We start from the raw sequence: 13,969 nt of genomic DNA on the forward strand, positions 1-13,969 counted from the left end.
ATGAATCCCGCTCCCGCAATTTCAGCATTCGACCTGGCGCGCATTCAATTCGCGTTCACGGTCTCGTTTCATATCGTCTTTCCTGCACTGAGCATCGGCCTCGCCAATTTCATCGCGGTACTGGAATGGCGCTGGCTCAGAACCGGTAAGGCCTACTACAAAGATCTGTGTCTCTTCTGGTCGAAGATCTTTGCAGTGGCTTTCGGCATGGGTGTGGTTTCCGGCGTCGTGATGAGCTATGAATTCGGCACCAACTGGTCCGGCTTCTCCAGCTTCGCCGGCCCGATCACCGGACCGCTCCTGATGTACGAGGTCATGACCGCCTTCTTCCTCGAAGCGGGCTTTCTCGGCATCATGCTGTTCGGCTGGCAACGCGTGAGTCCGCGTGCGCACTTCGGTGCCACGCTGATGGTCGCGACCGGAACGCTGATCTCGACCTTCTGGATTCTCGCCTCCAATAGCTGGATGCAGACGCCGCAAGGCTTCGCCGTCGAAAACGGCCATGTCGTCCCGCTCGACTGGTTCAAGATCGTTTTCAATCCTTCGTTCCCCTACCGTCTCGCGCATATGGCACTGGCGGCGTTCATCGTCGCCGGACTGGTGGTGGCCGCGGTGGGTGCGTGGCATCTGCTGAAGGGCCGGCGCGATCCCGCCGTCAAGACGATGTTTTCCATGGCGCTCTGGCTGCTGCTGATCCTCACGCCGATCCAGGCGTTTGTCGGCGACCAGCACGGCCTGAACACGCGCAAGTACCAGCCGGCCAAGATCGCTGCGATCGAAGGACTGTGGAACACCGAGCAAGGCGGCACGGCACTGAACCTGTTCGGCATTCCTGACATGCAAGCGGAAACCACCCGCTACGCCGTGTCGGTCCCGCACCTGGGCAGCCTGATTCTCACGCATAGCTGGGACGGCGAGATTCGCGGACTGAAGGAATTCCCGCCACAAGACCGGCCCAATTCGACCCTCGTGTTCTGGAGCTTTCGCGTGATGGCCGGACTCGGCATGCTGATGATCTTCATGTCGGTGACGGCGTGGGTTCTGCGCCGCCGCGGCAAGCTGTTCGACGCGAGGTGGTTCCAGAAACTCGCCGTCGTCATGGGCCCGACCGGTTTCATCACGCTGCTGGCCGGCTGGGTGACCACTGAAGCGGGACGACAGCCGTGGGTGGTGTACGGCGTGCTGCGCACCTCGCAGGCGGTATCGCCGCTGACCACGCAGCAGGTCGGCCTCTCGCTGATGGCCTTCGTATTCGTCTATTTCCTCGTGTTCGGCACCGGCATCTACTACCTGCTCAAGCTGATGCGCTCGGGTCCGGCACTGCCTGGCCAGACGCCAGGTTCGCACGACGCACACGGTGCGTCGCCGGAGCGCAGCACGCGCCGCCCCGTGTCGCCAGCCGACCAGCTGGTCGACGTGGCCTGAACCCCATCCATACGAGGCTAGAAAATGGACGTAACCGTAGTGTGGGCCGCGATCATCGCGCTGGGCCTGTTCATGTATGTGGTGCTCGACGGCTTCGATCTGGGCATCGGCATCGTGTTTCCGTTCTTTCCCGATGAGAAAGAGCGCAACCTGATGATGAACACCGTCGCCCCGGTCTGGGACGGCAACGAGACATGGCTGGTGCTCGGCGGCGCAGGACTCTTTGCCGTGTTCCCGGTGGTGTATTCGACCGTGCTGTCGGCGTTGTATCTGCCGCTGATCTTCATGTTGATGTGCCTGATTTTCCGTGGCGTATCGTTCGAACTGCGCGCCAAGGCCAACCGCACCAAGCATCTGTGGGACCTCGCTTTCATTGGCGGTTCGACCGGTGCGGCGTTCTTCCAGGGCGCCGCGCTGGGCGCCTTCCTGCAGGGGATTCCGGTTGTCGACGGCAACTACGCCAGTACTGCGTTCGGCTGGTTGACGCCGTTCAGTCTGCTGACCGGTCTCGGCCTGATCGTCACGTATGCATTGCTCGGCTGCTGCTGGCTGATTGCCAAGACGGAAGGCGATCTGCAACGCCGTCTGCACCGCGTGGTGTGGCCCATGACGATCATCCTGCTCGGTTTCATCGCGCTGGTCAGTCTCTGGACGCCGCTGCAAGATCCGAACATCGCGCAACGCTGGTTCGCATCGGGCCTGTTCTATCACTTGCTGCCGGTGCCCTTTCTGATCGCCATCTGCACGTACTTCATGTATCGCGCCGTCCACCACCGGCACCACAAGACGCCGTTCATACTCGCGCTGGCACTCGTGCTGATCGGCTATGTCGGCTTGCTGGTGAGCCTCTGGCCATACGCCATTCCGTCGACCATGACGCTCTGGGAAGCAGCGGCGCCGCGCTCGAGTCAGATGTTCACGCTGGTTGGCGCGGCCATCATCCTGCCCATCATCATCAGCTATACGACGATGGGTTACTGGGTATTCCGTGGCAAGGTAAGTCATGACGATCAACATCACTATCACTAGGCGGATTGCCCGCGAGTCCGGCGCCGCGCCCGTGCGGCGCGGGCTGCCCGGTTGGGTCTGGTTTATCGCGCTGTGGTGCGGCGGCGTGGGTGGCGCAATGTCGCTCGGCTTCGCGTTCAGGATCCTGATGAATCTGACACTGTTCGCCGTCAGATAGCCGCCGGCCAGTACGCGGCGGGCATAGCGGCAGCGCCGCGAAACTCTGGCAAGCTTCGCTCGCAGCGTTGCCGCAAATCAATTGTTAAACCTTGCATCCGGCGCTTTAAAATCCGGCGGGCTTGCGCGTTTATGTAGCAGGCCGCAAGTACAACGGTGGTCCGGTGAACAGAGCCAGACAGACGCACACAAAAAATGCTCCGCCACCGGATCGCCAGCGCAGGAGACCAAACTCTTCGCCGAAAACTGTGACTGCGCGCCGGGGGATCTGCACGATTGCTGAATCACAACAAGCATGTAGTCAACGAGGTCACGTTTTCTGAAGTGACCCGACGGGGCGAATGGTGTGCGACGGGGTCACACCATTCGCGGCCGGCATAGATGCTTTGCGGGGCCGCCGCAGCGGCGCGTCCGGACGCCGAACGAGCCGGCTTTCGCCGATCTGCACGGGCCATGGCCCGGCCGTCCTATGGGACGCGCCTCGCCTATCTTCTGATGATTGCCTCACCCTCCTGCACCACACCTCCCGCCGACCGCTAGCCGCTAGCTTCTAGCCGCGCCCGCGCTCCATGGCATCTCCACCTTGCGCCCAAACGCGCGGAACTCACTGGTTGGCACAACGCCGGCAGATCAGGCTGCGGGCTGCTAAACGCGGACCAGATACTGGGTTTGCACGAGCCGGGAATATAAATCCGACCGCCCAGGTTTACCCAAGCGCTGACTGCCAGCTACCACTTAATCCATATAGGCGAAATGGCACCCGAAAACCATACTGGGTTCACTTTCACGCGCGGCACATGGTCGAATCAGACCGCTTCATCGCCTGCTGTCGAGGCTCACCGCGCTCCTGGCCCCAACCTTCCACGGAGGCTTTTCATGGGCGCTGTTCCGAGCCGCGAGTTTGTCCGCAACCTTGACGATGCAATCCTGCCCGACCTGTGGCGCCGTCGTACCGAACTGTCGGGCGACGAAATGGTGTCGATGGTCGACCTTGTGAAGCGTGCCTTGCGGACCTACCATCCGCTCGAACTGCAGGCGCTCGGCGAAGACAAGGAGGAACTCGTCGCCCAGTTCATTTTCTCCAAGGTGTTGCGTCTCGCCCCCGGCCATACCGATACCCATGCCTGCGCGGAAAGCGCGCCGTCCAACGGCTATGCGCTCTGTGCTTACTTCCGCCGCTACCTGATCGACTGTCTGCGCAGTGCCGGGCATCAGCGCAACGTGTCGATGGAAAACGAGGGCATGGAGCAGGAAATCGATCTGCACGCCCAGGCGCTCGAAGATCCCGTGGAAAGCGTTCTGATGCAATACGGCCTCGACGAAGCGCGCGTACGCCTCGCCGCGCGAACCTTCATCAACGGTCTCGACGAGCCCGAGCGAATCGTGCTGGCAGGCAGTCTCGGCTGGTGCTCGGAATGCAAAGGCGGCCTCTCGGCCGTAGCGGCCCAACACCGCGTGCCCTCTTATCACTATCGCGCCGTCAAACTCGGCGTCACCATGAAAAAGACGGGCGACGCCGGTGATTTTTCCAACACGAAGATTGGCCGCTGGCTGATCGATGCGCTGGGCATCGAGATCGACGTCGAAAACCGTACGGCGATTCTGATCGCGCTGAACCTGCTCGCCGCCGAATCGAGCGACAGCGAGATGAATGAGGCCGCCGCGTAAAGGGTCAAGGGGGGAGTGACGCGCCGTTGCCTGAGTCGTTGCGTCTACGCGGCGAAGCAGGCAACGGCGAGTCTCTTTATGCGCAATGCATGGTGAAATCCATACGCGAAAATTGCTTTATGATCCTAACCATTCGTCGTCTTGCGGAGCCGCCGCGAGCGCGAGGAACACGGACCATAAAACATCACAACGACATCAGAACAAACGCTATGGAACAACTGACCTTCGGCGCATGCGTGAAGAAATCCTGGAGCAGCGCCTGGCAAGCCATCATGCAGATGCCCGGGCTGTTTCTGGGCATGTGTATCGTCTATGCGTGCTCCACCTTGCTTTCGGATTCCCTCCATCCCGCCTCACCCGGGGCTGGCCAGATCGACGCCGCGGCCAGAACCGGTCATGTGCTCGTCAAGGTCCTGCTGGCGCTGCTTCAGTTCGTCGCCTACGCCGTATTGAACATCAAGGTGTATCGGTTCGTACTGCTGGGCGAACGCGCGTTTCCCCTGATACCGCTCGGCGGGCAGCCACTCGGCCGCTATGTGGCGTTCTCGTTCGGCATTGCGCTAGGCATGCTCGTGCTGATGATGCCGGCGGTTCTGTTCATACGACCGTTGCTGCTAATCGGCGTCCTGATTGGCGCGGTGATGCTCATCGTATGCATGTTCGTGATGGGCCGGCTCAGTCTGCTCTATCCGTCCATCGCACTCGGCAGTCCGATCGCGCTGCGCGCTGCGTGGCGGGATACCCGCGGACATTTCTGGAGCCTTTTTAGCGTATGGCTGATCGCATACATGCCGCTGATGCTGGTCTGGATCGTCCTCACGGCAGCCCTGGGTGGTCCGAAGATGCTTGCGGCCAGCATGCAGGGCACCCCACTGATTGCCGTCGGCATGGTGTTGATCAACGCCGTGTGCACCGTGCTCACGTCTTCGTCACTGGCATGGCTTTACCGGCGTTATGCCAACGCGTTGCTTGACCAGGTCTGGCATTGACGCGCGCGCACGCAACCTGAAACAGCAGGGGCGCCGCGCGGCCCCTCCGTTCAGGACTGGTTGCCTCGCGTGGTATCAGACATTGCCCGCCAGATGGAAGCGCGAGGCCGGATGCCAAAGCTGCACTGAAGTCGCCACCGCTTCACCCACCCAGGTCCGGCGCCATAACAGCAGACACGGCTCGCCGATTTCCATCAGCAAATGGCGGCGCACGTGCGCGTCGGGCTTCTGCGCGTAGATGCGAAACTCGGCGCGCTGGATGGGCGCGAGACGCACCATGTAGTGATTCGGCGTTTCGAGCGTGAAATCCTGTTGCAGATAGTCAGGGAACACCTTGGGATTGACGTAGCGATCCTCGTACTGGATCGGTTCGCCCTCTTCGTCATGCACGATGCGCGAATGAAATGCCGGGCCGCCGGACAGGTTGAGCGCGTCGAGCGCCTGCGGATCGTCGCTCAGTTCGAGCGTCAGCACGTGCGCCTCGTGACGGTGGCCGCGCGCGGCGATTTCGTCGGCAATGTTGCGAATTTCCAGCACCGTCGACTCGTAACGCTGCGGCGCCACGAAGGTGCCCGAACCCTGCACGCGGGTCAGGACGCGCTCGGCGGTCAGCTCGCGCAACGCGCGCGACACCGTCATGCGTGCGACGCCGAACTCCTTGACCAGTTCGGTCTCCGACGGAATCAGTCCACCGGGCTTCCAGTCTCCTTGTGCGATGCGCTTCAGCACATAGCGCTTGATCTGCTCGTAGGCAGGTGTGGCCTTTGCCGGTGTTTCCCCGGCGTTGCCGGTGCGTGCCTGACTGGTCTCGAAGGGCGCATTCATATTCATATTCACGTCGACCTCGTGGGTGGTACGCAATACGGCAGTGCGCCGGCGGATGGGCCGGCTGCACCGGCTCGTGGATCAAGCCTGGCCCGCTTCGTCATGCCGCCGTCGGCACATGATTCGCGGCATTGAGCACGCTTCCCACCGCCCGGCTTGCGGCACCGGCCAGCGCGAAACCGGGTTCGCCGGCTGCTTCGGTCATTGCAGGCAGCATCTTACCCGGGGTAGGCAGCGGGGGCGGCGCGGCATCGGCGATCATGCGGAAGGCGACCGCCATGTCCTCGGCCAGCGGCCGGTCGTCACGATACGTCGGCACGATATTGCGCACACTGTGCCATAGCGTGTCGGTGTACGGCGCGCGCGGCGCGTCGACGGTTTGCAGATCGTATGCCTGCGACGCCGCGAGCAACTCGATGGCGACGATTCGGCCGGCGTTCTCGATAATCTCCAGCGCCTTGAGCGCCGCCGGCGTCGCGTGGCACAGGTGATCTTCCTGCAGCCCTGACGTGATGCCGCCGTCGAGACTCGCGGGCATCGCGAGACGCCGGTTCTGCGCGACCAGCGAAGCCGCCGTGTACTGCGCGATCATGAAGCCGGAGCAGGTTCCGCCCGGCTCGGCGAGAAAGGCCGGCAAGCCGCTGACAAGCGGATTCACGAGGCGGTCGAGGCGCCGCTCGGCCATCGCCGCGACCTGTGCGATAGCCGTGGCGAGGCTGTCCATCGCCAGGGCGATGGATGCGCCCACTGCATGTGCCTGCGAATAGACGCGCGGTTCTTCAGGCGTGCCGGCGACGATCGGGTTGTCGGTAATCGAAGCCAGTTCACGGTTGACGACTTCCGCCGTCGCCGTCAACACATCACGCGCCGCGCCGTGCACATGCGGAATGGTCCGCATACTGAGTGGGTCCTGGGTACGCTGGCCGACCACCGCGGCGAGAATACCGCTCTCGGCCAGCGCGCCGCGCATCCGTGCGCCGACCACGCTCAGTCCCGGCGAGATGCGCAATGCCAGCGATTCGGCATCGAACGCGGCCAGCTGCCCGCGCAGATTTTCGAAGCTCATTGCGGCAACGGCATCGCTCCAGTCGAGCAGACGCTCGGCGCGTGCCAACGCGAGGGCGGCGAGACCCGTCACGCACGGCGTTCCGTTGATCAGGCTCAAGCCTTCCTTCGCTTCGAGCACCAGCGGTTCGAGTCCGAGCCGCTGCAGCGCCTCGCGGCCGCTGATGCGCTCGCCGCGATAGCGCGCATGCCCTTCCCCGATGCACACCAGCGCAATATGCGCCATATGGCTCAGATAGCCGACCGAGCCGAAGGCCGGCACTTCCGGCAGACAATCGGCATCGAGCAATGCGACCAGGCGTTCGGCCACCGCGAGGCGAATCCCCGAATGCCCATGCGCGAAATTATTGACCGCCGCCGCGATGATGGCGCGCGTCTCCGCCACACCCAGCGGCGCGCCGACGCCCACCGCGTGGCTCATCAGAATGTTGCGCGACAGCGTGCGCTGTTCGGATGGCGAGACGATCACGTCGCACAGCGCGCCTACGCCGGTGTTGACGCCATAAGCGCGAATGCCGCGCTCGACGATCTGTTCGACCAGCACGTGCGCCGCGGCGATCCGCGAGCGCGCGTCGGCGGAAAGCTCGAGCGGCTCACCGGCGGCAATCGCCGCAACCTGGCGCCAGTCGAGAGGACGATTGGAACGGATAACGGCCATGATGATGCTCAGTTGGTAGTACGTTCATGATGGCTGGAGACGAACTGCTTGAAGCGCTCCGACTTCAGTTCGCCGAACACCTGGTCGGGCGTGCCGTCCGCTTCGACCTCGCCTTGATGCAAAAACATCACGCGGTTCGATACGTGGCGCGCAAAGCCCATTTCGTGCGTCACGACCAGCATCGTGCGGCCTTCCTCGGCAAGCGAGCGCATCACGCGCAACACTTCGCCAACCAGCTCCGGGTCGAGTGCCGACGTCGGTTCGTCGAACAACATCACCTTCGGATGCATCGCCAAAGCGCGCGCAATCGCGACGCGCTGCTGCTGGCCGCCCGACAGATGCGCCGGATAGTGGCCGCGTTTTTCGGCAAGCCCGACTTTCGCGAGCAGCGCTTCGGCCTCTTCCACCGCTTCCGCGCGGCTGCGCTTTTGCACCCGCATCGGCCCTTCGATCAGATTCTCCAGCACCGTCATATGCGACCACAGGTTGAAGTTCTGAAACACCATACCGAGTTGCGAACGGACGCGATCCACCTGGCGGCGATCGGCCGGTTGCAGCTTGCCGTCGCCGCGGCGCTTCATCTTCAGCTCTTCGCCTTCGAGCGCGACCGAACCGTCATCCGGCGTCTCCAGCAGATTCAGACAGCGCAGGAAAGTGCTCTTGCCCGAGCCGCTCGCGCCGAGGATCGAAATCACGTCGCCTTGATGGGCGTCGAGCGAGATGCCTTTGAGCACGTGATGGTCGCCGAACGACTTGTGAATGTTCTTGACCGACAATGCAACGGGTGCCGTAGCGTTCATAAGATTCTCCAGACTATCCAGAAGGAGCGGCCGTTCAGGGGGCGGCGCGGCGAGCTTCGGTGGTGGCGGAAACCGGGCGCGGGGCGACATTCGCGGGTGCGGCGCGCAGATGGCGCGACAGTCGCACTTCGAGCAGACCCAGCAGACGCACGATGACGAAATTCAGGAACAGGTAAATCAGCGCCGCGCAGATGAACACTTCGGTGGTGCGATACGTCTGCTGGATGATCTGTTGCGCGACGCCGGTGACCTCCCAGACGGTGACGAGACTGGCGAGTGCCGTGGATTTCACGAGCAGCACGGCTTCGGTCGAATACGCCGGCAAGCACTGGCGCAACGCAATCGGGCCGATCACACGGCGCAGCAAGGCAAAGCCCGACAGGCCGATCGAATAGCCCGCTTCAATCTGCCCAACCGGCACGGCCATCAGGCCGCCGCGGATGATCTCGGCGGTGTAGCCCGCCGTGCACAGCGCGAGCGACAGCACCGCGCACATATACGGCTCGCGCAGCACCGGCCACAAAAAACTCTCGCGAATCACGCCGAACTGGCCGAGACCGTAATACACGAGGAACATCTGGATCAGCAGCGGCGAGCCGCGAAACACGAGGATATAGCCGCGGGCGAAACGGTTCGGCAGCCAGTGCGGCGAGACGCGCATCGTGACGATCACGAGCGAGAGCAAGCCGCCCAACACGAGTGAACAGAAGAACAGGCCGAGCGTGGTCGGCACCGCGCCAAGCAACTGACGCAGCGTGTCGAACAGAAAGTCGAAGTCGATATGCATGATGGCGTCCCTCGTCAGTTGCGCGCGAAATTGCGGCGGAAGGACCGGCCCACGCGTGCTTCCGCGCGGTTGAAGATCCGGTTCGAGATGCTCGTCATCAGCAGGTACAGCGCGCCGCCTACGACGAAGAACGTGAAATATTGATGGGTGGAACCCGCGGCGACCTGGCTCGCGCGCAGCAACTCCGCAAGGCCGGTGACGGAGATCAGCGCGGAATCCTTCAGGCTCAGTTGCCATACATTGCCGATGCCCGGCAACGCGAAACGCAGAACTTGCGGAACCAGGATACGGCGCGCCATGGTGAGCGTGGGCATGCCGATCGAACGGGCCGCTTCAAGTTCGCCGCGCGACACGGCCAGCACCGCCGATCGGTATACCTCGGCCTGGTACGCGCCGGAAATCATGCCGACGGCGAGTGCGCCGATGACGAACGGCGGCACGCCGACGAAACCCTCGGCGCCGAACCACTGGCCGACTGTCGTAACCAGCGTCGACCCGCCGAAATAGAACAGGTAAATGACGAGGAGTTCGGGCACGCCGCGAAACACCGTCGTATAAAAGTCGCCGACGATGCGCAAGGTGCGAAAGCGCGATAGCTTTGCCGCTGCCACCAGGGCGCCGAACACCGCGCCGACGGCGAGCGCCGCGAGCGTCAGCGCGACGGTCATCAAGGCGGCCAGCAGCAGCACGCCGCCCCAGCCATCCGGCCCGAAGCCGAGCATCCCGATCAGAGCCATACGGTACTCCTCATCCACTACGATGGATCAAATCTGCCGGTCCACGCGGCGTATGTTTACCGCGCGGACCGCTACAACCGTGAGTGCGTGAAGCGTCGCGGCATGCCTGTCGCCCCGCGCGCTCACCGCTCAGCTCCCGCTCAAGGCGTGACGTCGGTCTTGAACCACTTTTCCGAGAGCTTCTTCACCGTGCCGTCCGCCATCGCGGCGCTGATCGCGGTATCAAATTTGGCCTTCAGGTCGGCGTCCTGCTTGCGGAATGCGAGGCCTTCACCCGGACCCCAGATCGGGCCGCCGATCTTCGGTCCCGCCATCACGATGGCGGCGGTTTCTTTCTTGTCGCTGTTGGCGGCGTAGTACGTGACGTCGTCGAACGAGGCGTCGATACGGCCGTTGGCCAGATCCAGATCGCGCTCCGGCGAGGTCTTGTAGACGCGGATAGTGGCGACGTCCTTGAAGCCGTCGTTGATGAACTTGGTATAGACCGTGCCCGACTGAATGCCGATGGTCTTGCCCTTCAGCTCTTTACGCAGCGAGTCGACGGTGGGCTGATCGGTTTTCGGATCGCCGGTGAGCTTGAGCACGGCGCTGGTCGGCGATGCCTTCGGCAGCACCTTGGTGTCGGTCACGGCGAAGGTGGCCGGAGTAGCTGCATACGGGCGCGAGAAGGCAATGATCTTTTCACGTTCCGGGGTGATCGAGATGGCGTCCATCAGCACATCGAACTTGCCGGCCTGCAGGCCCGGAATCATGCCGTCCCAGTCCTGAGCGACCAGATTGCACTGCAGCTGGATGCGCGCGCACAGGTTCGCCACCAGTTCCGGTTCGAAGCCGCCCAGCTTGCCGCCCGGCAATGTCAGATTCCACGGCGCATATCCGCCTTCCAGCGCGATGGTCACCGTTTTCCATTCCTTTGCCTGCACCGGAGCGGCGAGAACGGTCGCGGCGCCAAGGACAGCACCCATCAATGCTTTTGCCAACGTAGTGCGCTTTACCTTCACGTCGAAACTCCTTTGATTGAGGAAACACTATCCAGCTAGCCGAGCGACTCATTCACTCGTCTAAATTGACTAGACAAGTCTGCACGCGCAAAAAAATTGCCGCAAGCGAATTCGCAGAATTTCCAGGCAATCTCCGGGTAAGCCCTATCAGATATAGCTTTAATGACTACTTCAAAGCAAAGGATTGACTCGACGTGACGCCCTCGATACGCCAGCTTGGTGCATTTTGTCTAGACAGGTTGAACAAAGTCGCCAGGACGCCTTGATGTGGTGCGGCGCCGCGCGGTGCGGTCCGGCTCGTAATCCCGCTCGCGGCCCGCTTCGCGCCGCTACCAGATATGCGGAACGAAGCGATAGCGAACGCGCTCGGCATAGGCGGTGTAGCCCTCCAGATGCGCCGCGAGCAGGCGCTCCTCCTGCACGGCCCGGTAGCCGAAGCCGGCCACGAGCAACCATGCATAGGCCAGTCCCCACCACGACCCGAGCAACAAAGGCGTGCCGGCGAGAAACAGCAGCGCGGCCCCGTACATGGGGTGCCTGACGTACGCATACGGGCCCGTGTCGATGACCTTGTGGCCGCGTTCGGTCTGGATCTTGACGACCGCCGCCGCAAAGCTGTTGGCCCGAAACACGAGGAAGCACAGATACGTGCAGAGAATGATCGCCAGCGCGCCGGCGCTCTGCAGCCAGGCTGGCACATGAGACCAATGGAAGCGCTCGGCATCCAGCGGCATCAGGATCATCCAGCCGACCCAGACCGCGCCGATATAGACGATGAACACCCGGTCCCAAAGGCTTTGATGCGGCTGCATTACCGGTCGCAGCCGTTCCGTGAGCAGGCCAGGATCGTAACGCGCCAGCCAGAATCCGAGCCACACGCCAGGCACCGCCCACACGATCAGAAACCACCAGCCCGCTGCCCAGCCGAGCGTGCCCGCCGCGCCGAACAGCAATACGCCCATGAGCACGAACCAGAGCGTCAGTTGAACGATGAGCCGCTTGATCATGGCATCAGCCGCCGAAAGTTTGCCCCTTGATGCGCTCGAAGACGCGCCGCACGTCGAGCTCGCCGAGCCGGATGCCGAACCGCTCATGCAGGCAGGCTGCGAGTTCGGCGGCATCCGTTACGGTGTGCTCGCCGCTGGTCTCGCCGTTGGCGCTGCGCTCGGTCAAGCGGTCGTTGAACAGCGCGAGGCGTCCCTGCGGCAGCACGCGGCAAGCCATCAGATGATTGACGAAGATCGACTGCGGCCACGTCGATGTGTACCAGTTCGCCACCTCATAGTCGATCCATTCGGCACGCTGCAGATCGAAGCGGTAAATCTTCATCCACGTGTCGCCCGATTTCACTTCGAGGTCCAGCGCGCCCTGCGACGCGTCGGCGAGGCGAAACGCCTCGAGCGGCGTCTGTTGCGGAAGACCCGCGGCAAGCCGCAGCGGCGCCGTCAACGTCACGCCGCCGAAGCCGACATCGGCGAGCCAGGGCTCGTCATCGAGATCCACCTTCAGCAACATGTGCGTGCGCGGCGCGACCGTGTCCGCCGCGCGCCCCCACAGCACGCGCGCGGACAGCGGCGTCACGCGAAAGCCCAGTTGCATCAGCACATGAGCGAACAGCGTGTTGTGCTCGAAGCAATAGCCACCGCGCCCGCTTGCGATCAGCTTGTCGACGATGGCCGGCAATTCGAGCGAGACCGCGTGGCCGGTCAGCGGGCTGAGGTTTTCAAAAGGAATGGCGAGTGGATGGAGCCGCTGCAGTTCGCTCAGCACGTCGAGCGTCGCAGCACGCGGGCCCTGATAGCCTACGCGGGCAAAGTACGGGTCAAGATCGAGCACGTTTGGCATGGCAAGGAATCCAGTGCGGCAAGGGGCGCGACACGGTGTGTTGTTGCGTGGCCGCCGGCGGGCGCCGCCTCCCGCGCCGGCGGCCACAGACGCCTACATGCCGCCCTTCAACGCGGAGCTTGCGATGGACGGCACGCTGATCCCATGGCTGGTGGCGAACTGCACCGCCGAACTGAGCGTCGACATCAGCGATTGCAACTGCCCCGGGGCGGACTGCGCCACATACGACGCTGCCTGCGCCGTCTGAGGATTCAGCCCCGATTGCAACAGCGAGCCCGGATTCATCTGCCCGACGCTGCCAAGGCTCGACTGCAGACTCGAATACTGGCTCACGCCTTTGCCGAGCGACGCAAGCCCGTCGGAAAAGGCCTGCTTGTTCACTGGCGCGGCGGAACTGGAACTGCTGCGCTCGGCAAACGCCTGCGTGAGCGTTTGAGACAACGACTGCTGTGTGTTGCCGACCTGGGTGAGCTGGCTGACCGACGGTGTGCCGCCGCTCAGCAGCCCGGCGGCCTGCTGTGCCTGACCGGCGGCGCTGCCGAGGCCCATTGACGAGGCGAGGCTCGACTGCCCGCTCAGCACCTGCTGGTTCGCGCCAACGTAGGTCTGCAATAACTGGGAGACTCCGCCGGACGAGGCAGCCGCACCGCCGTTGGCGGCCTGGTTGCCACCGCCGATCCCGAACTGCGAAAGATTGAGCTGTGCGTACGATCCACTGCTCGCCAGCAAGCCTGCGCCGGCGAGCAACGCAAGCATGACGAAGCGTTGTTTCATAGGTGCCTCCTGACAATGGCCTCTCGGGCTATTCGTGCGCTTCGACAGCGCATCGACGCGCAGGTTCGACTCCGCCCGGATCGAGCGAGTGCCGCCCTCCCGGCTCCTGGAAACGCGCACCGCTCATACCGCCGCCAGGGCCGGCGCAATGCGCCGCCGCCCTTGCCCATGACGCCAATCAATTACGCTTATATTTATTTTTAATTACTC

14 protein-coding genes are annotated in these 13,969 nt (G+C 63.1%); 5 read left to right on the forward strand and 9 right to left on the reverse strand.

What is annotated here, in order from left to right; genetic code table 11:
• The 5 genes from VGH41_RS11805 (at position 1) to VGH41_RS11825 (ending at position 5,267) form a co-directional block, all read left to right on the forward strand.
• Positions 1 to 1,425, forward strand: a complete 1,425-nt coding sequence (locus VGH41_RS11805) for a cytochrome ubiquinol oxidase subunit I (RefSeq protein WP_331597611.1) — start codon at positions 1 to 3, stop codon at positions 1,423 to 1,425.
• 24 nt (positions 1,426 to 1,449) lie between these two features.
• Positions 1,450 to 2,454: a cytochrome d ubiquinol oxidase subunit II gene (cydB, locus tag VGH41_RS11810; protein WP_331597612.1), complete on the forward strand. Its 1,005-nt coding sequence runs from the start codon at positions 1,450 to 1,452 to the stop codon at positions 2,452 to 2,454.
• On the forward strand, positions 2,429 to 2,611 hold the full coding sequence (locus tag VGH41_RS11815; protein ID WP_331597613.1) for a hypothetical protein: 183 nt from the start codon (positions 2,429 to 2,431) through the stop codon (positions 2,609 to 2,611). Before cydB ends, VGH41_RS11815 begins: the two co-directional genes overlap by 26 nt.
• A gap of 875 nt (positions 2,612 to 3,486) precedes the next feature.
• Entirely contained in the window at positions 3,487 to 4,278 is a 792-nt protein-coding gene (locus tag VGH41_RS11820) for a hypothetical protein (protein ID WP_331597614.1), read from the forward strand.
• A 209-nt stretch (positions 4,279 to 4,487) separates the two neighbouring features.
• Positions 4,488 to 5,267 carry a hypothetical protein gene (locus VGH41_RS11825; protein ID WP_331597615.1) on the forward strand — a complete coding sequence of 260 codons (780 nt, stop codon included), beginning with the start codon at positions 4,488 to 4,490 and terminating at the stop codon, positions 5,265 to 5,267.
• A gap of 75 nt (positions 5,268 to 5,342) precedes the next feature.
• On the opposite strand, the gene hutC is transcribed toward VGH41_RS11825, so the two are convergent.
• The 9 genes from hutC to VGH41_RS11870 form a co-directional block, all read right to left on the reverse strand.
• Positions 5,343 to 6,098 (reverse strand): histidine utilization repressor, encoded by a 756-nt coding sequence (gene hutC, locus VGH41_RS11830; RefSeq protein WP_331597635.1) that lies wholly within the window; start codon positions 6,096 to 6,098, stop codon positions 5,343 to 5,345.
• A gap of 94 nt (positions 6,099 to 6,192) precedes the next feature.
• The gene (locus VGH41_RS11835) at positions 6,193 to 7,815 is read right to left on the reverse strand and encodes a histidine ammonia-lyase (RefSeq protein WP_331597616.1); all 1,623 of its coding nucleotides are present in this window, start codon (positions 7,813 to 7,815) and stop codon (positions 6,193 to 6,195) included.
• Positions 7,816 to 7,823: 8 nt separating this feature from the next.
• On the reverse strand, positions 7,824 to 8,615 hold the full coding sequence (locus tag VGH41_RS11840) for an ABC transporter ATP-binding protein (protein WP_331597617.1): 792 nt from the start codon (positions 8,613 to 8,615) through the stop codon (positions 7,824 to 7,826).
• 34 nt (positions 8,616 to 8,649) lie between these two features.
• Entirely contained in the window at positions 8,650 to 9,402 is a 753-nt protein-coding gene (locus VGH41_RS11845) for an ABC transporter permease subunit (protein ID WP_331597618.1), read from the reverse strand.
• A 14-nt stretch (positions 9,403 to 9,416) separates the two neighbouring features.
• Positions 9,417 to 10,139, reverse strand: coding sequence for an ABC transporter permease subunit (locus VGH41_RS11850; protein ID WP_331597620.1), 723 nt, complete (start codon positions 10,137 to 10,139; stop codon positions 9,417 to 9,419).
• 140 nt (positions 10,140 to 10,279) lie between these two features.
• A complete protein-coding gene (locus tag VGH41_RS11855) occupies positions 10,280 to 11,104 on the reverse strand; it encodes a transporter substrate-binding domain-containing protein (RefSeq protein WP_414696638.1) in 825 nt (274 codons plus the stop codon).
• A 365-nt stretch (positions 11,105 to 11,469) separates the two neighbouring features.
• Positions 11,470 to 12,147 carry an isoprenylcysteine carboxylmethyltransferase family protein gene (locus VGH41_RS11860; protein WP_331597622.1) on the reverse strand — a complete coding sequence of 226 codons (678 nt, stop codon included), beginning with the start codon at positions 12,145 to 12,147 and terminating at the stop codon, positions 11,470 to 11,472.
• 4 nt (positions 12,148 to 12,151) lie between these two features.
• Positions 12,152 to 12,985, reverse strand: a complete 834-nt coding sequence (locus VGH41_RS11865) for an arylamine N-acetyltransferase (protein WP_331597623.1) — start codon at positions 12,983 to 12,985, stop codon at positions 12,152 to 12,154.
• A 93-nt stretch (positions 12,986 to 13,078) separates the two neighbouring features.
• The gene (locus VGH41_RS11870; RefSeq protein ID WP_331597624.1) at positions 13,079 to 13,759 is read right to left on the reverse strand and encodes a hypothetical protein; all 681 of its coding nucleotides are present in this window, start codon (positions 13,757 to 13,759) and stop codon (positions 13,079 to 13,081) included.
• Positions 13,760 to 13,969: the final 210 nt, after the last annotated feature.

This window comes from Paraburkholderia sp. (assembly GCF_036488795.1).
GTDB lineage: Bacteria > Pseudomonadota > Gammaproteobacteria > Burkholderiales > Burkholderiaceae > Paraburkholderia.